The sequence below is a fragment of the Priestia sp. P5 genome (assembly GCF_029522155.1).
GTDB lineage: Bacteria > Bacillota > Bacilli > Bacillales > Bacillaceae_H > Priestia > Priestia megaterium_E.
This window is the reverse complement of sequence record NZ_JAKWFJ010000001.1, coordinates 3116039-3137151: the sequence shown is the minus strand read 5'-3', so window position 1 is coordinate 3137151 and position 21113 is coordinate 3116039. Positions and strand designations below refer to the sequence as shown.

At 37.5% G+C, this 21113-nt stretch carries 16 protein-coding genes; 14 read left to right on the top strand and 2 right to left on the bottom strand.

Annotation, left to right across the window (positions count from 1 at the left end; genetic code table 11):
* Positions 1 to 117: 117 nt before the first annotated feature.
* The 3 genes from MMB69_RS16575 to MMB69_RS16565 all read left to right on the top strand — a co-directional run bounded on the left by MMB69_RS16575 (position 118) and on the right by MMB69_RS16565 (position 2238).
* On the top strand, positions 118 to 1503 hold the full coding sequence (locus MMB69_RS16575; protein WP_221786009.1) for an amino acid permease: 1386 nt from the start codon (positions 118 to 120) through the stop codon (positions 1501 to 1503).
* Between the two features lie 156 nt (positions 1504 to 1659).
* Positions 1660 to 1881, top strand: coding sequence for a hypothetical protein (locus tag MMB69_RS16570; RefSeq protein ID WP_013056286.1), 222 nt, complete (start codon positions 1660 to 1662; stop codon positions 1879 to 1881).
* A 156-nt stretch (positions 1882 to 2037) separates the two neighbouring features.
* Positions 2038 to 2238, top strand: coding sequence for a hypothetical protein (locus MMB69_RS16565; RefSeq protein ID WP_221786008.1), 201 nt, complete (start codon positions 2038 to 2040; stop codon positions 2236 to 2238).
* An 89-nt stretch (positions 2239 to 2327) separates the two neighbouring features.
* Here MMB69_RS16565 and MMB69_RS16560 read toward each other — a convergent pair whose 3' ends face one another.
* Together MMB69_RS16560 and MMB69_RS16555 are read right to left on the bottom strand one after the other, a co-directional pair.
* On the bottom strand, positions 2328 to 2537 hold the full coding sequence (locus tag MMB69_RS16560) for an alpha/beta-type small acid-soluble spore protein (protein WP_013058452.1): 210 nt from the start codon (positions 2535 to 2537) through the stop codon (positions 2328 to 2330).
* A 90-nt stretch (positions 2538 to 2627) separates the two neighbouring features.
* Positions 2628 to 3611, bottom strand: coding sequence for a LacI family DNA-binding transcriptional regulator (locus tag MMB69_RS16555; protein ID WP_221786007.1), 984 nt, complete (start codon positions 3609 to 3611; stop codon positions 2628 to 2630).
* A 324-nt stretch (positions 3612 to 3935) separates the two neighbouring features.
* Here MMB69_RS16555 and MMB69_RS16550 point away from each other — a divergent pair, with 324 nt between their 5' ends.
* The 11 genes from MMB69_RS16550 (at position 3936) to map (ending at position 21075) form a co-directional block, all read left to right on the top strand.
* Entirely contained in the window at positions 3936 to 5177 is a 1242-nt protein-coding gene (locus MMB69_RS16550) for an MFS transporter (protein WP_028413935.1), read from the top strand.
* 21 nt (positions 5178 to 5198) lie between these two features.
* Positions 5199 to 6656 carry a glycoside hydrolase family 32 protein gene (locus tag MMB69_RS16545; protein ID WP_221786050.1) on the top strand — a complete coding sequence of 486 codons (1458 nt, stop codon included), beginning with the start codon at positions 5199 to 5201 and terminating at the stop codon, positions 6654 to 6656.
* Positions 6657 to 6929: 273 nt separating this feature from the next.
* Positions 6930 to 8381 carry a protein adenylyltransferase SelO gene (locus MMB69_RS16540; RefSeq protein WP_221786006.1) on the top strand — a complete coding sequence of 484 codons (1452 nt, stop codon included), beginning with the start codon at positions 6930 to 6932 and terminating at the stop codon, positions 8379 to 8381.
* A gap of 590 nt (positions 8382 to 8971) precedes the next feature.
* Positions 8972 to 10423, top strand: coding sequence for a glycoside hydrolase family 68 protein (locus tag MMB69_RS16535; RefSeq protein ID WP_098399806.1), 1452 nt, complete (start codon positions 8972 to 8974; stop codon positions 10421 to 10423).
* Positions 10424 to 10776: 353 nt separating this feature from the next.
* Complete coding sequence (locus MMB69_RS16530; protein ID WP_221786005.1) at positions 10777 to 13563, top strand: sigma-54-dependent transcriptional regulator; 2787 nt, start codon at positions 10777 to 10779, stop codon at positions 13561 to 13563.
* Between the two features lie 254 nt (positions 13564 to 13817).
* The gene (locus MMB69_RS16525) at positions 13818 to 14258 is read left to right on the top strand and encodes a mannose/fructose/sorbose PTS transporter subunit IIA (protein WP_014460796.1); all 441 of its coding nucleotides are present in this window, start codon (positions 13818 to 13820) and stop codon (positions 14256 to 14258) included.
* Positions 14255 to 14749, top strand: a complete 495-nt coding sequence (locus MMB69_RS16520) for a PTS sugar transporter subunit IIB (protein ID WP_221786004.1) — start codon at positions 14255 to 14257, stop codon at positions 14747 to 14749. Before MMB69_RS16525 ends, MMB69_RS16520 begins: the two co-directional genes overlap by 4 nt.
* A gap of 12 nt (positions 14750 to 14761) precedes the next feature.
* Positions 14762 to 15568, top strand: coding sequence for a PTS mannose/fructose/sorbose transporter subunit IIC (locus tag MMB69_RS16515; RefSeq protein ID WP_013056297.1), 807 nt, complete (start codon positions 14762 to 14764; stop codon positions 15566 to 15568).
* A gap of 26 nt (positions 15569 to 15594) precedes the next feature.
* Positions 15595 to 16422 (top strand): mannose/fructose/sorbose PTS transporter subunit IID, encoded by an 828-nt coding sequence (locus MMB69_RS16510; protein ID WP_013056298.1) that lies wholly within the window; start codon positions 15595 to 15597, stop codon positions 16420 to 16422.
* An 86-nt stretch (positions 16423 to 16508) separates the two neighbouring features.
* Positions 16509 to 20084: a glycoside hydrolase family 32 protein gene (locus tag MMB69_RS16505; protein WP_277448007.1), complete on the top strand. Its 3576-nt coding sequence runs from the start codon at positions 16509 to 16511 to the stop codon at positions 20082 to 20084.
* 193 nt (positions 20085 to 20277) lie between these two features.
* A complete protein-coding gene (gene map, locus MMB69_RS16500) occupies positions 20278 to 21075 on the top strand; it encodes a type I methionyl aminopeptidase (RefSeq protein WP_221786049.1) in 798 nt (265 codons plus the stop codon).
* Positions 21076 to 21113: the final 38 nt, after the last annotated feature.

Sequence of the window (21113 nt, the reverse complement as noted above, 5' to 3'; positions counted from 1 at the left end):
TTTAGTTGTAAAGGTACTAGGTAAAAATGGAAGGTTTTAAAAACGATAGCTGTTCCATCAGACACAAAAAGTATCTTTCCTAACAGAGCTATAACAAGTTTAGGAGGAGGAAATGGAATGGCAGACAAAGAGCTAAAAAGAGGTTTAGAATCTCGTCACATTCAAATGATCGCGCTAGGCGGAACAATTGGCGTTGGGTTGTTTATGGGATCAGCAAGCACCATTCAATGGACAGGTCCATCGGTATTGCTTGCTTACGCAATTTGCGGAATGTTTATTTTCTTTATTATGCGTGCTATGGGCGAAATGCTGTACATGGAACCAAGCACAGGTTCATTCGCTACATTTGGCCACAAATATATTCATCCATTAGCAGGTTATATGGCTGCGTGGAGCAACTGGTTTCAATTTGTAATCGTAGGGATGTCCGAAATTATAGCGGTAGGAGCATATATGCATTATTGGTTCCCTCATTTACCAGCTTGGGTGCCTGGTATTATCGCCATGTTGATTTTAGGCACAGCGAACTTAATTTCAGTAAAATCATTTGGAGAGTTTGAATTTTGGTTTGCGATGATTAAGATTGTAACAATTATTTTAATGATTATCGCAGGACTTGGGTTAATTTTCTTTGGATTTGGAAATGGCGGAGACGCAATCGGGTTATCAAACCTTTGGGCACACGGCGGCTTCTTTGCAGGCGGATGGTCAGGCTTTTTCTTTGCTCTATCTCTTGTTATTGCAGCTTATCAAGGAGTCGAGCTAATTGGGATTACAGCTGGTGAAGCAAAAGATCCTAAAAAAACGTTAACAAGCGCGATTCAAAGTATCATTTGGCGTATTTTAATTTTTTATATTGGAGCTATTTTTGTCATCGTGACGGTCTATCCTTGGAATGAGCTAGATTCTTTAGGAAGTCCATTTGTATCTACATTTGCTAAAGTTGGTGTTACGGCAGCTGCAGGTATCATTAACTTTGTAGTCATTACGGCAGCGATGTCAGGCTGTAATAGCGGAATCTTTAGTGCAGGACGCATGCTTTATACGCTCGGTGTAAACGGTCAAGCACCTAAATTCTTTACAAAAATTTCTCGCAACGGTGTTCCAATTTACAGTACACTCGCTGTTATGATTGGATTAGTAATTGGTGTTATTTTAAACTACATCGCTCCACCTAATGTATTTGTTTATGTATACAGTGCTAGCGTGCTTCCTGGAATGATTCCTTGGTTCATTATTCTTATCAGCCAAATTCGTTTCCGTAAAGCTAAAGGTGCTGAAATGGATAGTCATCCTTTCAAAATGCCCTTTGCGCCTGTAACGAACTATGTAACCATTGCTTTTCTACTAATGGTGCTTGTAGGCATGTGGTTTAATGATGAAACGCGTATTTCACTTATTGTAGGAATTATTTTCCTCGCTCTCGTTGTCATTAGTTTTTACGCATTCGGAATAAATAAACGTATGATACCTGAGACAGAGAACGGTCAAATAAAGAAATAAATATGCTTTTTCATAATCGAAAAGCAAAACAAAAAAACGGCTGAGAAAAGTCGTTTTTTTGTTTTGTTTAAATGAAAGATACAATAAAAATGTCATTGTACGCTGATAGTTTGGATAAACTATATTCGTTCATATAACGTAAAGGGAGCGAATGTTATGAGAAGCCACAGATATATTATTAAAGATTCACTAAAAGCTGATGAAGTTGCCCGAGATTTGGAACTGCAGCTCGATATAAACCGAATGTCGGATGTCAGAATTCTTTCGGTAAATGCACAAAACGAAATACTCGTTCAAATGGAGGAGGAGAACGAAGAAGCAGGAGATGTTATTGATGTATTTATGAAAGAGTATAAAACCGCAGAGATTATTGAATAGCACGTAATTGAGAAGAATATTGAGAGGTTTCGTTGAATAAATAAAAAGAAAACACCTTTAATTTTTATTAAAAAAGGAACGCACGAAGAAAACTTCTTGTTTATCAAGAAGTTTCTTTTGTATCTGAACATTCGTTTGTATAGGTAAGGAGAGGTGATGAAGGTGAAAAGAAATGGTGAGGGTCACGTCTTTTTTATTATTCTCGGAGGCCTGTTTATTTTAATAGGCACACTCTTTGCAAATACTTCCGTTTATTTTCTCGTCTCCGGATGGATAGCAGCTGTCTGTTGTTTAGGAATCAGCGCTGTACTAAAGAAAGGAAAAACAAAATCAGTCAGTAAAGAGGAGGAAGAATAATAATTTTTATATAAAGATGGAAAGTAAATATATGAAAAGGAAGAATGGATATCCATTCTTCCTTAAGTCATGGTGTGTATGAAATTGTCTTAGAAACGTCCGCCGCCAAGTTGTTGCTCAGCTAATTGTACAAGACGTTTTGTGATTTCGCCGCCTACTGATCCGTTTGCACGTGCAGTAGTGTCAGCTCCTAAATTTACTCCGAACTCGCTAGCGATTTCATATTTCATTTGATCGATTGCTTGTTCAGCTCCGTATACTAATAATTCATTATTATTGCTGCTTTTATTGTTTGCCATTGTATTCAACTCCTTTCTGTAACGTTAAGGTGTGAATAAAAGAAGAAGAATATACAACAAACTGATATTTATTTTATAAAAAACGTATTTTTACGTTGTTTGTCCTTCTAGAAGCTTAACGGGAAGGCAGATTTCACGAGGTATATTGCTGAATTCTCCTTCAATTTCTTTTAGTAAAATATCAATGGCTGTTTGAGCAATCGATTCGATGGGCTGTTGAACTGTAGTTAGACCAGGTAACAAAGTCTGACTGGTCTCTGTTCCGTCATAGCCCACGATTTTTAAATCTCTTGGGACATTTTTTCCTCTTTTTTGTGCTTCCGCAACTACTAAAGCTGCAAGTAAGTCATCGCTTGCAAAAATACCATCTACTTCCGGATGTTCTTCAAAAACCTTAGAAATAGTTTCTCGCTGAATGTTGCGGTCAAAGGTATTTGAAATCTCATACGTGATAGGCTGTTTTCCGTACTGTTTCATCACGTTTTCATAAGCTTTCCTTCTTAAGTTAGCTGGAGTTTCAAGTTTAAGGGGACCGTTAATATGAATAATATGCTTACAATCTTTTGAAATAAGCAATTCCGTGGCTTGTTCTCCTCCAGAATAGTTATCAGAAGATACGGTAGGAATATCTTTTGATAAATAGTGATCCACTGCTACTACAGGAAGGCTTTGACTTTCGGAATCAAAAATACCTCTATTATAAGTAACGGCAATAACACCGTCTACCTGATTTCTGATAAGCATTTCTACGTATTTTTTTTCTTTATCAATTCGATTCAGACTGTTACAAAGAAGTACTTTGTAGTTAAGGGAAGCACATATACTTTCAATGTGAAAGGCTAACTCTCCGAAAAAAGGGTTGCTCGTTTGCGGGACAATCATACCGATTAAATTTGTTCGCTTATTAAATAATGAACGTGCAATATCATTTGGGAAATAATTAATTTCTTTCATTGCTTTATAAACATTTTCTCGAGTTTCTTTGCTTATGTAACCACGGTTATTTAATACACGAGAAACTGTAGTCGGTGAAACACCTGCAATTTTTGCTACATCACTAATTTTGGCTTTCATCTAGTTTCCTCCTAATTTCTCCAAAACCTTGCTTTTATAGTATATATCAGTTGTGTAAAAGCCTTAAAATAAATGCAATCAAGCAAGCAGCTTTCCAGTCGCTACGTTTTATTTTGATACATAAAATCTATGTAAAGATTGTAAACGGTTTATTGAACAATTTAAACATACCACAAAGCCCACTTTTACGCCTAATACATCTTTTTTCAATATAAAATGTGAAACCGGTTGACATATAAAACCGGTTGACATAAAATCAAATTGAAAGTGCTTTCATTTTGTTAGATAAAAGATTTTATATCTTAAGCTAAAGGGGTAACTAAAATGAAAAGTTCAAAAAGTTTATATTGGAAGCTGAGTGCATATTTTTTCTTCTTCTTTTTTACGTGGTCGTCGAGCTACTCTTTATTTTCTATCTGGTTAGGGCAAGAGATTAAGTTGAACGGATCAGCTACAGGCTTAATCTTTTCTGTAAACGCTATCTTTGCTTTGTGTATGCAGCCTTTGTATGGATATATATCTGACAGGATAGGTTTAAAGAAACACATTTTATTTTTTATTAGCTGTCTTTTAGTGTTTGTAGGACCATTTTATATTTTTGTTTATGGGCCTTTGCTTCAATACAATGTGTTGATAGGAGCTATTATTGGAGGATTATATTTAGGAGTAGCGTTTTTGGCGGGCATCGGAGCGATTGAAACATACATAGAGAAAGTCAGCCGAAAATATAAATTTGAGTATGGAAAATCTAGAATGTGGGGTTCATTAGGCTGGGCTGCAGCTACATTCTTTGCAGGACAACTATTTAATATTAATCCTCATATTAATTTTTGGGTGGCATCCGTTTCAGCGGTTATCCTAGTTGCTATTATTTTTTCTGTGAAGGTAGAAATGAGCAGCTATGAAATGGAAAAAGCTGAATCCGTCACGCTGAGAGATGTAGGTAATTTATTCTTATTGAAGGAATTTTGGTTTTTTATGATTTATGTTGTTGGTGTTACATGCGTATATGGAGTATACGATCAGCAATTTCCTATCTATTATGCATCTTTGTTTCCTACTGAATCGATAGGTAACCAAGTATTTGGCTACTTAAATTCATTTCAAGTATTTTTAGAAGCTGGAATGATGTTCGCAGCACCCTTTATTGTAAATAAGATCGGTGCAAAAAATAGTTTGATTTTAGCAGGATTTCTAATGGGATTTCGTATTATTGGGTCAGGACTTGTGGTAGGTCCAATTGGAATATCTTCGATGAAGCTTATTCATGCATTAGAACTTCCTATTATGCTCATTGCCATCTTTAAATATTTGGCAGCTAACTTTGACACGCGCCTATCTTCTATACTTTATTTGGTTGGATTCCAATTCGCTTCACAAATAGGTGCTTCCGTTCTTTCACCCATAGCGGGAGGATTATATGATAGCGTAGGTTTTTCTCGTACCTATTTAATTATGGGTGGTATGGTTTTGGTATTTAACGTTATTTCCATGTTTACACTACTAAACTCTAAAAAACATAAGTTTATAAGAAAAGATGTACAAGAAAACACGCAGATTATATAGGGGGATATGATAATGTTAACGATAAATAAAATCGAGCAAGCTCAACATTCATTAAATGAAGCAGAGAAAAAGGTAAATCATCAATATCGGTTAGGGTATCATATTATGGCGCCAGCGAACTGGATTAATGATCCGAATGGGCTGGTTCAGTATAAAGGAGAATATCATGTTTTTTATCAACATCATCCTTATGACGAGAATTGGGGGCCGATGCATTGGGGACATGTAAAAAGCAAAGATCTTGTTCATTGGCAGCATTTACCGATTGCTTTAGCTCCTGGAGATACATTTGATAAAGATGGATGTTTTTCTGGAAGTGCCGTGGATAACGAAGGAGAGCTTACGCTAATTTATACAGGACATAATTATATAGACAAAGAACTGGATACTTTTTTTCAAAACCAAAATATAGCTGTTAGTAAAGACGGCATTACCTTTGAAAAAGCAGAGGTCAACCCAGTTATTGCTGAGCCGCCGGCAGATAGCTCTCATCATTTTCGAGATCCTAAAGTATGGAAGCACGAGGATTTCTGGTATATGATTCTAGGAAACTCAACAAAGAAACAAGAGGGACGTGTTGTCTTATACCGCTCTTCAAATTTACGAAAATGGGAATATGTTGGCGTCCTTGCTAAAAGCGATGGGAATCTAGGGTACATGTGGGAGTGTCCGGACTTCTTTGAGTTAGACGGAAAACATGTTTTAATGATTTCTCCTCAAGGGATAGAAGCAAAAGGCGATTCCTATCAAAACCTTTTTCAAACAGGGTACTTAGTTGGAGAATATAGTTATGAAACTAATACATTTCATCATGGGTCATTTACTGAATTAGATCACGGCCACGATTTTTATGCTGTTCAAACGCTTTTAGATGATAAAGGAAGACGAATTGCAATTGGATGGATGGACATGTGGGAAGCCAATATGCCAACTAAAAAAGATGGATGGTGCGGTGCGCTAACGCTTCCGAGAGAACTAACTTTAAGAGAGGATAAAGTGTTAATGAACCCCGTCCAAGAGCTTACATCACTTCGGAAAACTCAGTATAACATGCTAACCAATAAAGCTCTTTCTAACAGCTATGTAGTAGAAGTAAATGAAGACTTGCTAGAGATACAAGCTGTATTTGATTTAGCGGACTGCCAAGCTTCATCGGTAGGAATAAAAATTCGTGGAATAAACAACGAAGAAACGCTTATGTGTTACAGCCTTAATGAGCAAAAGCTATTGCTTGACTGTACTCACTCGGGAAAAGAAGATGGAGTGAGGAAAGTAGAGTTACAAGCAGGTGAGACACTAGCTTTACGAATATTTGTGGATCGTTCTTCCATTGAAGTATTTGCAAACGAAGGACAAGCGACCATGACGAGCCGTATTTACCCAAAAGAAAGCAGGCTTGGAATTGAGTTATTTACTGAAGGAGGAGAAGTAATCGTAAAAGAGTTAACGTATTGGAATTTAAAAGATATTTGGGGGTAAAATACAGAGGAAGAAGTATATTAATACTTCTTCTTTTTTGAACATTTAATAGCTCGTCAACAAAGTGGAGGTATATAAATGGATAAGGCACTTTAGATTAAAAGTACGAGCAAATACGATATAATAGTAAAAGAGATAATGAATGAAAGAGAAACTATCCTGCTCTAAGATGCCCAAAAGAAAGCAGGGTAGAGCAGGGCTACTGCGCGTATAAAACCACGATCAGTAAAGAAAAGAGTTATGTTTTAAGACACAAAAAGAAAAGGAGATACGATGATTAATCAAAAAGAAACAGGATGGAATTTACGTAATAGCTATGCGGAGTTACCAAACATCTTTTTTACGCCTCTTGATCCTAATCCAGTAAGTTCACCTAAAATAGTTAAATTTAACGACTCTTTAGCCGCATCTCTAGGGTTACAAAAAGAACAGCTGCAAAGTCAAGAAGGAGTTAGCATTTTGGCTGGAAACAGTGTCCCAAAAGGTGCTTTCCCTCTTGCACAAGCTTATGGGGGGCATCAATTTGGCCACTTTAACATGCTAGGAGACGGACGGGCTATGCTGATAGGGGAGCAAGTTACGCCTTCGGGTGAGAAAGTAGACCTTCAGCTTAAAGGCTCAGGCCGAACTCCATATTCCCGCGGAGGAGACGGACGGGCAGCTCTAGGACCTATGCTGCGTGAGTATATTATTAGTGAAGCCATGCATGCTTTAGGTATTCCGACTACTAGGAGCTTAGCAGTCGTAACAACAGGCGAATCCATTGTTCGTGAAAAAGAACTGCCGGGGGCGATTTTGACGCGTGTAGCTTCCAGTCACCTTCGTTTTGGCACATTTCAGTTCGCTGCAAAATGGGGAACGGTCGACAACCTTCAAGCTTTAGCTGACTATGCATTAGAACGTCACTTTTCCCACATAGAAAAGAATGAAAAAAAATATTTATCATTGCTTCAAGAAGTGATTAAGCGTCACGCTACCCTAGTTGCTAAATGGCAGCTTATTGGTTTTATTCACGGCGTCATGAATACGGATAATATGACAATTAGTGGAGAAACAATTGATTACGGACCATGTGCATTTATGGATACCTATGATCCAGAAACTGTATTTAGCTCAATTGATGTACAAGGGCGCTACGCTTATCAAAATCAACCAGGCATTACAGGGTGGAATCTTGCGAGGTTTGCTGAGGCTTTATTACCGCTATTGGATCAAGATATAGAAAAAGCAGTTGAAATAGCGCAAAGCGCCGTGACGGAATTTCCAAAATTCTATCGGGAAAACTGGCTGGCAGGTATGCAGGCTAAACTTGGGCTTTTTAACGAAGAAAAAGAAGATGAAGCATTATTCCAAGAGCTTCTTACAATAATGAAAACCTATGAAGCTGACTATACAAATACGTTTCGTGCATTAACTTTCGATAAGCTAGGAAATAGTGACTTATTTGAAAGCAAAGAGTTTGCACAGTGGCATGAGCTATGGCAGAAAAGACTAGGTAGACAACAACAATCTAAAGCGGAGTCACAAGAGCTTATGAAAAATAATAATCCGGCTGTCATTCCTCGAAATCACCGGGTGGAAGAAGCGTTAGACGCAGCACAAAAAGAAGACTACAGCGTGATGGAAACCCTTCTTGAAGTGCTTTCTAGCCCATATGAATCTCCGGGTCAGCCAGAGTATTGTACACCGTCTAATCAGCCTTATCAAACGTACTGCGGAACTTGATTTATTTAAATAAGAACGGCTATTTAAAAACAGCATAAATGATATCAAAAAGAGCTCTTTATAAAGAGCTCTTTTTGATTTTCTGAAAAATGTATTATTGATTCATTAAAATGATAACGATTTCTCGTGAACAGCTACATAAAATTTAACAGGAAAAAAGAATCAAAATGAAAAGTAGTTATCTGATTCTTTAGTCTCTTATTATTGCCAATAGGAACTATTATATAAAAAATTATTCCACTATTTCACAAAAAATACATTAACGATATTTTTTTGAAGATTGGGTACTTTAATAGCTGTAGAAGAGCTTATAAAAAAATAGCAGGTTAAATATGACGATGAATTTGCCCATTTAATCAAAAAGTTGAAGGTTTAAGACTTTATAACCAAATAAAAAATACAAGGGGAGAAAAATGAGATGATTACTCCATTTTACCTATTTGACTTTTCAATATTATGCAAGTAATCTTGGAAAGGTGATGGAACCGGTTCTGTTATTTCGCCAGATTGATATGACTTCTCGATACATAGAAAATGAATGGCTTGTGAGTGACACAAGAAAAGGTATTATACAAAAGGGAGAAAAACAGATGAATATTAAGAAAATCGCAAAGCAAACTACAGCCTTATCTTTTGCTACAGCTCTGTTAGTAGGTGCTGGATCTCAAACATGGGCAGCTGAAAGCAATCATAAAGATACCAACAATAATTATGGAGTTTCCCATATTACGCGTGATAACATGCTGAAAATTCCTCAGCAGCAAAAAAGCGAACAGTTTAAAGTTCCAGCTTTTGATAAATCAACAATCAAAAATATTGCCTCCGCAAAAGGGTATGATAAATCGGGCAATTTAATTGATTTAGACGTATGGGACAGCTGGCCTCTGCAAAATGCTGACGGAACAGTAGCCAACTATCATGGTTACCAAGTTGTATTTGCACTAGCAGGTGATCCGAAAGATGCTGATGATACATCTATTTATGTGTTTTATCAAAAAATCGGTGAAGATTCGATTGACAGTTGGAAAAATGCAGGAAGAGTGTTCAAAGACAGTGACAAATTTGTACCGAATGATCCTCATTTGAAAAAGCAAACACAAGAATGGTCAGGATCTGCTACTTTAACATCAGACGGAAAAATACGCTTATTCTATACTAACTTTTCAGGTGCAAATTATGGAAAACAAACCTTAACAACAGCTCAAGTAAATGTATCCCAGCCAAGTGGAGATACGTTAAAAATTGAAGGTGTTGAAGATCATAAATCCATTTTTGATGGTGATGGTAAAAAGTATCAAAATATTCAGCAGTTTATTGACGAAGGCGCATATGGTTCAGGAGATAATCATACGTTGAGAGATCCTCACTATGTAGAGGATAAAGGGCATAAATACCTTGTGTTTGAAGCAAACACAGGAACTGAAGATGGTTATCAAGGTGAAGATTCCCTTTACAATCGAGCTTACTACGGTGGAAATAATCCATTTTTCCAATCAGAAAAAGAGAAATTACTTCAGAGCTCTAATAAAAAGAAAGCCTCTTTAGCAAACGGTGCATTAGGCATTGTTGAACTAAATAACGATTATACCTTGAAAAAAGTAATGGATCCACTGATTACTTCAAACACGGTGACAGATGAAATTGAACGCGCAAATGTATTTAAAAAAGATGGGAAATGGTACTTATTCACAGATTCTCGCGGATCTAAAATGACTATTGATGGTATCGGCCAAGATGACGTATATATGCTAGGGTACGTATCAAATACGCTGACAGGAAAATACAAGCCGCTAAATGATACAGGCCTTGTTTTACATATGGACCTCGACCCTAATGACAAAACGTTTACGTATTCACATTTTGCAGTTCCACAAGTGAAAGGAGACAATGTCGTAATCACAAGTTACATGACAAACAGAGGCTTCTATTCAGAGGAACATTCTACTTTTGCTCCTAGCTTTCTGTTGAATATTAAAGGATCAAAAACAGCTGTTGTGAAAAATAGTATTTTACCACAAGGGCAATTAAGTACGGATAAATAATTTTTAAAAACGAAAGAAGATGGCGACAACTGCTGCTGTTTTCTTTCGTTTTAATATTTAATCAAAAATGTGCTGTAACCGCAGCGGTGATTAAAATAAAAAAGCAGTATCTACATTAATAGTTATTTAAAGAAAATGAAACATTCAGACAGACTATAACTTTAAGAATGAAACCGGTTGACATGCAGGTTTGACTAACTTAATATATTTACATATAATGGTTTGAAACGTTTTCATAGATTAGTATGACATGAGGGTACTTGTAGATGAAATAGCTTGTAGTAGTAGGGAATGATCATTTCTTTGAAAGAGAAAATCCCAATCGTGAACTGAAAATAAAGAAGGTGCTTCTAATGAAACGAATTGATAAGGTATACAATCAGCTGTTGAGTAATTTTCAAGAGTTTACAGAAGTGGAACTTTTACATAAACAAGGAAGCTCAGCGATTGAAATTGCTGAACAGTTAGATTTAGAGAGATCTAATGTAAGTCTTGAACTTAATAAACTTGTCCGCATGCAAAAAGTAATCAAAATTAAAATGTTCCCCGTTCGCTACGTTCCGCTAGAGGTTGTCGAAACCATTTGTCGTCAAAAGTGGGATCCGAATAAGATGGAAGTAGAAAAACTAGAGCAGCTATCTAATGTGGGAAAAGAAGAAGCCCTTCCTGCTAATCCTTTTGAATTAATGATTGGAGCTACAGGCAGTTTGAAAAAATCGATTTCTCAAGCAAAAGCTGCTGTTCTTTACCCGCCTAATGGATTACATATGCTGCTATTAGGTCCCACGGGATCGGGAAAATCTCTTTTTGCAAAACGAATCTATCAATTTGCCTTATATTCAGAGAGGCTAAAAACAGATGCCCCATTCATTACCTTTAACTGCGCTGATTATTACCATAATCCTCAATTACTTCTTTCTCAGTTATTTGGTCATAAGCAAGGGAGTTTCACTGGAGCAACTGAAAGTAAAGTAGGTTTAGTAGAACAAGCAAATGAAGGGATTCTCTTTATGGATGAAGTACACCGGCTTCCTCCCGAAGGCCAAGAAATGCTTTTTTACCTCATTGATCAAGGTACGTACAATCGCCTAGGGGAAACAGATCATAAGCGAACGTCTAAGGTATTAATTATTTGTGCTACAACTGAAAATCCCGGTTCAGCCTTACTGCAAACTTTCTTAAGAAGAATTCCGATGACTATCCATATTCCCTCATTAGAAGAGAGGTCTTTAAAAGAAAAAATTCGCCTCACCACGTTTCTTTTAGAACAAGAGGCTAAACGAATTAATAAAAAGCTAAGTGTCCACATTGATGTATTAAATGCTTTAATCCACACTGAAAAATTCGGGAATGTAGGGCAGTTAAAGTCGAATGTGCAGCTCGTGTGCGCACACGGATTTTTAAATAACCTTGATAGTAAACATATGGTGGAACTTACAGTGCGAGATCTGCCTGATGATATTAAACGAGATTGGATTTCGAACAGTAAAAATATGGAGCGAAGCAAAAAAATTTCTGAATATGTAAACCTTAAAACGATTATCTCCCCGGCTATGGAGAGCCAAGAAATAAAAATAGAGGAAGACGTATCGTTTAATTTATATCAGTTAATAGAAGAAAAAGTAGATGTTTTAACAAAAGAAGGTTTATCTCAAGAAGACATCAATCAGTATATTCTTACCGACATTCATTTGAATGTTCGGAGCTTTTTTAATCAAAAAAATGGCCAGAGCTCTAATTTAATGAAATTCGTAGAAGACGATGTGATTCAGCTTACAAAAGAATTAAAACATTTGGCTGAAAAAGAATTGAACTGTAAATTTGATCGCAGGTTTATTCATTTTTTAAGTATGCATATGGAATCCTTTTTAAAGCGAAAAAAACAAGTAGACGTCTTAAATACAAAGGAGATAGATGAAATTCGCGAAACATACCCAAAAGAATATGCGGTAGCACTGCTTTTTAAAAATCGGATTGAAAAGTGGTTTAACATTCGCGTGCCAGAAATAGAAGTCATTTATCTCACAATGGTTATTCAATCGATTCGAACGTTAGAAGAAAATAAACGAGTAGGGATTGTAGTTGCTGCGCATGGAAACAGCACGGCAACTTCTATGGTTGAAGTTGCTACGGAGCTTTTAGGAAGCACTCCTATTATAGCTATTGATGTGCCTTTGACGGTATCTCCGGTTGAAATTGTAGACAGGTTAATCCAAGGAATTAAGAAAGTAGATGAAGGAGAAGGCGTATTAATGCTTGTGGACATGGGTTCGCTTGCCATGTTAGAAAGCAAGTTGGAACAAAAAACAGGGACTAAAATTAAAACCATCAGCAATGTGACGACGTCTATGGTGTTAGACACCGTTAGAAAAGTAAATTATTTAGATTTAAACTTATATGCCATATTTGATTCGGTGCAAAAAGACTTTATGGAATTTATAGATAAGCAGCAGCACGTGTTTGGAAAAAAGAAAGCACTTGTTTCTATTTGTACAACAGGAAGCGGTACAGCAAAACAATTAGAAAAAATCTTGACGATTATTTCACGCAAAGTATCTCAAGAACCTATTAAAATTCTAACCGTTTCTTCTATTAAACTAGCAGCAAATATTCGAGAAATTCAAAAAGAATATGAAATTGTTGCAACGGCAGGTACTAAAAATCCAAGGATTGATGCGCCTCATGTATCATTAGAAGTCCTCATTGAAGGGCAGGGGGAGCGAATACTTCAACAGGCAATTACAAAAGAAACGATATGCTATGATGACGAGAAAACCGGATCGAATATTGTGGTGCGTGAACTTTGCGAAGAAAACTTGCGAAAGTACCTTCTATTTATTAACCCGTACCTCATAAGTGAAATTCTGTTAGAGTGGTTAAGTCATGTACAAGATGAGTTAGAAATGGAATTAAGCAACACTGTTATGATTCGAATTGTGATGCATACGGCCTTTGCTTTAGAAAGAATGATAAAAAATGAACCTCTTACTTTTCCCGAGGATGAAGAAATCACTCACCAGTTAGAAAATATTTATCAAAAAACGGAAAAAACATTACAAGCCGTCGAAAAAAAGCTGAAACTTACCTTAACAAGAGATGAAAAATTATTTATTGCCACCATTTTTGCGGATGAAATGTAAAAATCATATTATAATTCTGAGAAACTAGTTTGATTTATATGCCACTAGTTTCTTTTTTTATCCCACTTTTTAAATAACAGAAAAACCTGTATTAAAACGCATGACGTGTTGATACAGGTTTGTTTATTTTAAGGAACCTGTATCAACAACACAGAAAAAGGTATTGAAAAATAAATGAAAGCGCTTAATACTCTTTGTTGGCACGATACTTGCAATAAATAAGTGTAGAACGTAAAAGAGAGGAGCAAGTGTACATGATTTCAGTCATTATTAGTGGACATGGTGATTTCGCGCCAGCGTTAGAGGGGTCTTCCAAAATGATATTTGGTGAAGAGAATCACGTAGTAGCCGTACCTTTTCTAAAAGGAGAGGGTATCCAAACCCTTGAAGAAAAATATAAGCAGGCACTAGAGGAAATGCCCTTAGAAAATGAAGTGCTTTTTTTAGTCGATATTTTCGGAGGTACACCCTACAATGCGGCTACTCCCTATATCCTTAAAAATAAAACAGCGGATATGGTATCCGGAGTTAACTTGCCTATGCTATTAGAAGTGTTAGCCATGAGGGAACACGTTACATTAAAAGAGATGCTAGGAAGATTAAAGCAAGTGAATGAAGAAAGTTTTCAAGTATGCAGTGAACATTTGGAGAAAATCCAGCAAGCAAACCAAATCGGAGAGGATGGATTATTATGAAAATCGTTTTAGCAAGAATTGATGACCGCTTTATTCACGGGCAGGTATTAACAAGATGGATCAAAACAAATGCAGCAGATCGAATTATCATTGTTTCAGATGAGGTGGCAGCGGATGAAATGCGAAAAACGCTTATTCTTTCTGTGGCTCCTTCGAATGTAAAGGCGAGCGCTGTGTCGATTTCTAAAATGACAAAAGCATTTCACAGCCCTCGTTATCAGGATACAACAGCCATGCTGCTGTTTGAGAACCCTACAGACATTGTCGCTCTTGTTCAAGCAGGCGTACCTATTGAAACAGTAAACGTAGGGGGCATGCGTTTTGCTAATGACCGAAAACAAATCACTAAATCTGTAAGCGTTACCGAAAAAGATATCGATGCTTTTGAGAAACTGCAGGAACTAGGCGTAAAGCTTGAGCTGCGCCAATTACCTTCAGATTCTAGTGAAAATTTTATTCAACTACTGAGAAACGAAACAAAAATCAAATAAGGAGATGAGTTTATGTCTTCCATACAAATTATTTTATTATTAGTCATTGCAGCGGTAACTGGCATCGCAAGCGTGTTGGACGAAGGGCAATCCCATCGTCCTCTCATTGCCTGCACGTTAGTAGGCTTGGTGCTTGGAGATTTAAAAACCGGCATTATTTTAGGTGGAACACTGGAATTAATGGCTCTTGGATGGATGAATGTTGGATTGGCGATGGCACCTGATACGGCTATTGCTTCTGTTATTTCAACTATTTTAGTTATCACAGCTGGTCAGGGGATTGGTGAAGGCATTGCGGTAGCCATAGCTTTAGCAGCTGCAGGGCAAGTACTCACTATTTTTGTTCGTACTATCACAGTATTTTTAATCCACCGAGCTGATAAGTACGCGGAAGAAGGAAACTTTAAAGGAATTGAAATTATGCATATTACTGCTATGGGTTTTCAGGCTCTCCGCGTTATGATTCCAACTTTAATTGTTACATTAATCAGCGTAAGCGCCGTGCAAACTTTCCTCGGAAATATTCCGGAAGTTATTACAAAAGGCCTGCAAATTGGAGGAGGCATTATCGTGGTCGTAGGATATGCCATGGTTATCAATATGATGAACATTCCTCATTTAAAGCCCTTTTTCTATATCGGGTTCTTATTGGCGGCATTTACAGGGTTTAACCTGGTAGGATTTGGAGCGCTCGGTCTTTGTTTAGCACTTCTTTATCAGCAAGTAATGCAGCAGCGAAATCAAATGCAGCCGGCAGGCGTTCCCGCAGCTACAGGGAGCGAACAAGTATATGATGACGATGATGATTTAGATGCCTAAACGGCGAACTTAAGGGAGGGATAGAGATGGAAAATGAAAAAAGATTAACGAAAAAAGATATCTTTAGCATGTTCATTCGTTCGAATTTTTTACTCGGTTCATTTAACTTTGAGCGTGTTCAAGCAATGGGCTACTGTTATGTTATGATTCCGGCAATCAAACGTTTATACGGACCAGGGGCACAGCGAAATGCAGCACTAAAGCGGCATTTAGAATGGTTCAATACACATCCATGGATTTCTGCACCTATATTCGGCGTAACGGCAGCAATGGAAGAAGAAATGGCAAACAAAAAAGATTTTGATGAAAAAGCTATCAGCGGAATGAAAATTGGATTAATGGGACCGCTTGCTGGTGTAGGAGACCCTATTTTCTGGGGAACGCTGCGGCCAGTTCTCGCAGCACTAGGCGCATCTCTTGCGTTAGGCGGGAATATTGCCGGGCCACTGCTGTTTTTCATCTTAATTAATGCCATTCGATTAAGTACAAAATATTATGGATTAAAATATGGCTATTTAAAAGGAACAGAAATTTTAAAAGATTTAGTAGGGAATCGAATTCAAAAACTGACGGAAGGTGCATCCATTTTAGGACTCTTTGTAATGGGAGCATTGGTTTCGAAATGGACCACTATTAATATACCAGTGGTTGTTTCTAGGATCAAAGATGATTCTGGTAAAGTTGTCGTGAAAACCGTGCAAGACGTACTCGATAGTATTCTACCGGGACTGCTACCTTTAGCGCTAACTTTATTAGTAGCATGGATGCTTCGAAAAGGTACAAATCCGCTGCTTATTATTTTCGGTATTTTCTTAATCGGTATAGGAGGTTATTGGATCGGCTTTTTAGGCTGATAAATAAGAGGCGTCATCTATTCTTCTAGCATCTGCTGGTGAAAATGTTTTACATAGCCAGTATGCCAATAAAGGAGGAAAGGAAGATGAAAAGAACCGTCAAAAAGTTATTAATGATTGGAGTCGCTTGTTCTATAAGCTTGTTTTCTGTATACCCTGTATTAGCTGATAATACAGGGTATTATCAAGAAAAATACCGGAATCAATTTCATTTTTCTCCAGAAGCGAACTGGATGAACGATCCAAATGGAATGGTCTATTATAACGGGGAGTATCACCTTTTTTATCAGTATTATCCTTACGGTACCACCTGGGGACCTATGCACTGGGGGCATGCAGTTAGTACAGATTTAGTGAAATGGAAACACCTGCCGATTGCTCTTTCTCCAGACGAGAACGGAGAGATTTTTTCAGGCAGTGCCGTTATTGATTGGAATAATACCGCAGGGTTTGGAAAAGAAGCGATGGTAGCTATCTTTACGCACTCGGGCAGTAAAGGGCAGGTGCAAAGTCTAGCATACAGCAAGGACAGCGGAAGAACGTGGACCAAATATGAAGGAAATCCTGTTATGCCGAATCCCCCAGTTCCTGACTGGCGCGACCCAAAAGTGTTTTGGCACGACCAAACCAAGCAGTGGGTGATGTCTTTAGCTGCTAAAGATAAAATCATGTTTTATACATCACCTGACTTAAAAAGTTGGAAATACGCAAGTGAGTTTGGATCTGACGGAGGGATTCAAGCAAACGGTCAAAGCGGTGCCTATTCATATACTTTGTCTGAACAAAAAGGTCAATCCTTTACTCTAGAGGGAGAAATTACGCTTGTAGAAAAGAATGGACGCGAAGGTGCAGGAGGCCTTGTTTTTCGTTCTGATAAAGATGCAACAAACGCATATACCGTCAATTTAGATGCTGAAAAGAACCTCTTAACACTTAACAAAGTAGAGAAAGGAAGCGTAACGACCGTTGTCTCAAAGTCGATGAGGCTGGATACGTCGCAAGCGTATCACGTGAAAGTAGAAGCAAGCAGTCACCACTTTAAGATACTGCTAAATGGAAAACAGGTTTTAGAAGGCAGTGATGCATCTTTTGAAAACGGTCAGTTTGGATTAACAGCATGGAATTCCACAGCTGTCTTTCGTCATGTTAAATTTACGAATCAATCTAATTTTATAACCAATCTATCTAACTGGAAACCTGTTACGGGAACATGGAATGATACTGCTGCTGGAAAACTTGGTAAATCTGACAGCGATGGATATATCATAAGTGAAGAACAGGGAGATCAGTTCATTTTCAAGTCAAATATGACATTTTTAGATGCAAATGGTTCAGGTGCACTACTCTTTCGAGCAGACGCAGAAGCCAAAAACGGATATATAGCTAGCGTGGACGCTTCTAAAGATACAATCAAACTAGTAAAGCTTCAAAATGGCATTTCAACTATCCTTGCCGAAACAAACGCAAAAATTGATACGAGCAAATCACATCAAGTAAAAGTAACTGCATTGGAAAATAAACTTGATTTGTATATAGACGATAACTTCACCCTTACTGCAAAAGATGAAACTTTTTCAAAAGGATTGTTTGGACTACACGTTAATCAATCTTCAGTCCAGTTTCAAGACGTTAACATGACAAAGTTTATTGATACAGATGAAAAAGAAATTAAAAATAAAAGTTTTGAAACAGGAGATCTCACCGGCTGGAAAACGATAAAGGGAAATGCATTCACAAACGATCATGTAACGGATGCAACCGCAAATTGGAGCGGTCTTTTTGAACAAAAAGGAAAGTATCATTTATGGGGTTTTTCTGATAAGCAAGATGGCGATAATGCCACTGGAGAATTACATTCGTCTTATTTTAAATTGAGCGGATCAGGTGAAATCAATTTGTTAATGGGAGGCGGAAACGACCCCACAAACCGCTATGTCTCCTTAGTCCGGGCATCTGACGATAAAGAATTGATTCGTCAAGCGAATACAAAGTTTGCAGATGAAAAGTACCAGCGCTACGTATGGGATGCTTCTAAGTATATAGGAGAAGTACTGTACATTAAAGCTGTTGATCAAGCTGTAGGCGGATGGGGGCATATTAATCTAGATGATGTGAATGTATTTAATACAGAAAAGATGCCGGAGAAAGTAGACAGTGTAGCAAAAGAACCAGAGGAAGCTAAACAAAGAGAAGGCGGAGAGCTTTCAGATTGGAACACAGTGTCAGGAGAATGGGTGAATTCAACTCACGGAAGCAACGGAGGAATTTGGGAGTGTCCTACTTTACTCGAACTGCCGGTTGATGGAGACAGCACGAAGAAAAAATGGATGCTGCAGGTCAGCATCAATGATGGAGCGGCAGCTGGAGGTTCAGGGATGCAGTACTTTGTTGGCGATTTTGACGGAAAAACATTTAAAAATGAAAATCCGCCAGAGGAAGTGCTTTGGACAGATTATGGTGCCGACTTTTATGCCGCTGTAGATTGGAGCGGAGTTGAAGGAGATAACGGAGAAAAGTATTGGCTAGGCTGGATGAGCAATTGGCAATATGCCAACAATACCCCAACTACTACTTGGAGAAGCTCTATGTCAATTCCAAGAAAAATAGAACTAACCAACACAGCAAAAGGGCTTCGGTTACAACAAGTACCTGTTTCAATTGATTCAATTCGCAATAAGCAAGAAAAAAAGATATTGAAGAATTTGATGGTTACTGAAAATGAAAATCTTCTTTCAGGCATAAAGGAAAATAAATATGAAATCATGGCAGAATTCGATGTTTCAAATACAGATGCACAAGAATTTGGTTTTCAAATTCAAAAAGAAGGCAGTGAAAATACGAAAGTCAGCTATAACATAAACAAGCAACGATTATCTGTTGATCGAACAAACTCTGGAAGTTTTGATTTTGGTGAAAATGTGAAAGGCAAACACTCTGCTCCCATGCTTCCAAAAGACGGAAAAGTTAAGCTCCATATGTTTGTAGACCAGTCGTCTGTAGAAGTATTTGGCAATGACGGCACGGCAGTAATAACAGACCAGCTCTTTCCAACGCTTTCAAGCAATAAAATAAAGCTTTACAGCAAAGGAGGCGCTGTAAAATTAAATTCTCTTAAGATGTATCCATTAAAATCTATTTGGAATAAAAGTCCTGTTGATACAAACTTGTCTGTATGGAAGAATATTAGCGGACTATGGACCGATACAATTAACGGAAAACAAGGACGAAGCAAAGAAGATTCCTTTACCTTATCATCAAAAGAAGCAAAAAATTTCACATATGAGGCAAAAATAAAGGTGTTAGACGATCCCGTTTCAAATTCTACAGGAGCAGGAGCGCTAGTATTCCGTTCGGATGAACAGGCAAACAATGCTTATGCTGCGAATGTAGATGTGCTGAATAATCAAATAAAGCTCATTGCGTTTAGAGACGGAATAGGCAAGGATCTCATTATTTACGACGATGGGGGAAAGCTGGATTTAAAGACAAATACGGATTACCATCTAAAAGTGACGGCTGAAGGAGAACACATTCAAGTTTATCTCGATGATAAGCTGGTGATCGATACGATGGACCCTACCTTTTCAGAAGGTTATGCTGGGCTGAATGTGTGGAATTCTACTAGTTTGTTTAATGAAGTGAAATTTGAAATAGTGGATTAAGGGATTGTGAAAGCTTCTGCTTATTTGAGGGATTTTTTATATGGCATAAAAAAGCATGCTGCGGTGAAGTAGCATGCTTTTTAAATTTCATAGGTTAATGAAGAGGATTTTGACATATGATAAATATCTTACTAGTCTAATTAATCGTACATTTTAGTTCTTAAAAGGTCTTTTGAAAAATCCTCATAAAAATATGATAAAATCGGATAGGATATATATTTCGAGGAAGGAAAGTGTTTTTTTTATGATTATTGGTAACGAACAAGATTTAGAAAGTTTACGCAAAATTGGACGCATCGTTGCACTTGCGCGCGAAGAAATGAAAAAACAAGCAAAAGCAGGTATGACAACAAAAGAGCTTGATATGATCGGTAAAAAAATATTAGATGAACACGGTGCTATTTCTGCACCTGAAAAAGAATATAATTTCCCAGGTGTAACGTGCATTAGTGTCAACGAAGAAGTGGCTCACGGTATTCCGGGAGACCTCGTATTAAAAGATGGCGATTTAGTAAATGTGGATGTATCCGCAGTACTTGATGGCTATTATTCGGATACGGGTATTTCATTTGTTATTGGGCAAGACGAAGAAAAAGAAAAGCTGTGTCAAGCTGCAGTAGATGCATTTTGGACAGCTATGAAAAAAGTAAAAGCTGGTTCAAAACAAAATCAAATTGGTCGTGCTGTTTCTAACTTTGCACACCAAAACGGATATGCTGTTATTGAAAACTTAACGGGTCATGGTGTTGGCCGCAGCTTGCATGACGCTCCTAACCACATTTTAAACTATTATGATCCAATGGATAAAGCCCTCTTGAAAAAAGGTCTTGTTATTGCTGTAGAGCCGTTTATCTCTATGAAGGCTGATCATATCATTGAACGCGGAGACGACGGCTGGACGTTTGTTACACCTGATAATAGTCTTGTAGCACAATGTGAACATACGATTGTTGTAACAAACGGTGAACCGATTATTTTAACTGAACTATAATCAAGTTTCTCTGTAGATTTCGGTAACAAAAAAGCTAC

Bases quoted from the DNA above. Each gene is read 5' to 3' on its own strand.
- MMB69_RS16575 (WP_221786009.1), top strand. From the start codon at position 118: ATGGCAGACAAAGAGCTAAAAAGAGGTTTAGAATCTCGTCACATTCAA.
- MMB69_RS16535 (WP_098399806.1), top strand. From the start codon at position 8,972: ATGAATATTAAGAAAATCGCAAAGCAAACTACAGCCTTATCTTTTGCT.
- MMB69_RS16515 (WP_013056297.1), top strand. From the start codon at position 14,762: ATGTCTTCCATACAAATTATTTTATTATTAGTCATTGCAGCGGTAACT.
- MMB69_RS16555 (WP_221786007.1), bottom strand. From the start codon at position 3,611: ATGAAAGCCAAAATTAGTGATGTAGCAAAAATTGCAGGTGTTTCACCG.
- MMB69_RS16540 (WP_221786006.1), top strand. From the start codon at position 6,930: ATGATTAATCAAAAAGAAACAGGATGGAATTTACGTAATAGCTATGCG.
- MMB69_RS16510 (WP_013056298.1), top strand. From the start codon at position 15,595: ATGGAAAATGAAAAAAGATTAACGAAAAAAGATATCTTTAGCATGTTC.
- MMB69_RS16530 (WP_221786005.1), top strand. From the start codon at position 10,777: ATGAAACGAATTGATAAGGTATACAATCAGCTGTTGAGTAATTTTCAA.
- MMB69_RS16565 (WP_221786008.1), top strand. From the start codon at position 2,038: ATGAAGGTGAAAAGAAATGGTGAGGGTCACGTCTTTTTTATTATTCTC.
- MMB69_RS16520 (WP_221786004.1), top strand. From the start codon at position 14,255: ATGAAAATCGTTTTAGCAAGAATTGATGACCGCTTTATTCACGGGCAG.
- MMB69_RS16560 (WP_013058452.1), bottom strand. From the start codon at position 2,537: ATGGCAAACAATAAAAGCAGCAATAATAATGAATTATTAGTATACGGA.
- MMB69_RS16525 (WP_014460796.1), top strand. From the start codon at position 13,818: ATGATTTCAGTCATTATTAGTGGACATGGTGATTTCGCGCCAGCGTTA.
- MMB69_RS16505 (WP_277448007.1), top strand. From the start codon at position 16,509: ATGAAAAGAACCGTCAAAAAGTTATTAATGATTGGAGTCGCTTGTTCT.
- map (WP_221786049.1), top strand. From the start codon at position 20,278: ATGATAAAATCGGATAGGATATATATTTCGAGGAAGGAAAGTGTTTTT.
- MMB69_RS16550 (WP_028413935.1), top strand. From the start codon at position 3,936: ATGAAAAGTTCAAAAAGTTTATATTGGAAGCTGAGTGCATATTTTTTC.
- MMB69_RS16570 (WP_013056286.1), top strand. From the start codon at position 1,660: ATGAGAAGCCACAGATATATTATTAAAGATTCACTAAAAGCTGATGAA.